The organism is Prevotella pallens ATCC 700821 (assembly GCF_000220255.1).
Taxonomy (GTDB): Bacteria; Bacteroidota; Bacteroidia; order Bacteroidales; family Bacteroidaceae; genus Prevotella; species Prevotella pallens.
Window position 1 is genome coordinate 1 of record NZ_GL982548.1, and the last position, 555, is coordinate 555.

The window sequence follows — 555 nt, forward strand, 5'->3', positions numbered from 1 at the left end:
CAGGAGAAGAATATAACCTATCCTACAGATGCGAAGTTGCATAAAAAGATAATCAAAAACGTTCTGAAGATAGTTCATGACAAGAGTCTTCCTCTACGACAGAGTTATACGCGTACCTTGAAAGGCATTTACCGTTCCCAACGTTTTCGTAATCATCCCAAGAATCGTAAGAAAGCTCTTAAGGCAGATAGGCAACTCAAGACCATAGCAGGAAGATTGGTAAGAGAGCTAGAGCGTAATCTTGAGGGAAAGAAAGGGTATGAGAATATGTTTGAGCTATATTACAAAGTTCTTTCTCAGAATAGGAAGTCAAAGAACAAAGTATATTCTCTGCACGAACCAGATGTAGTTTGCATCAGCAAAGGTAAGGAACATAAGCAATATGAGTTTGGCAATAAAGTATCTATTCTTCGCTCATGGTCAGGACTTATTCTTGGTGCATGTTCTTTTAGGAATGAATATGATGGGCATACTATCGAAAAGACATTAGAACAAACCCAAAGGATGACAGGAAGGAAGGTTGATAAGTTAGCAGGAGATAGAGGGTATAGAGGT

Annotated in this window: 1 protein-coding gene; it reads left to right on the forward strand. The window is 38.7% G+C overall.

The window, feature by feature from the left end; translation table 11 throughout:
* On the forward strand, window positions 1–555 hold a 555-nt coding region (locus HMPREF9144_RS12615; protein WP_006046539.1), incomplete at both ends, for a hypothetical protein.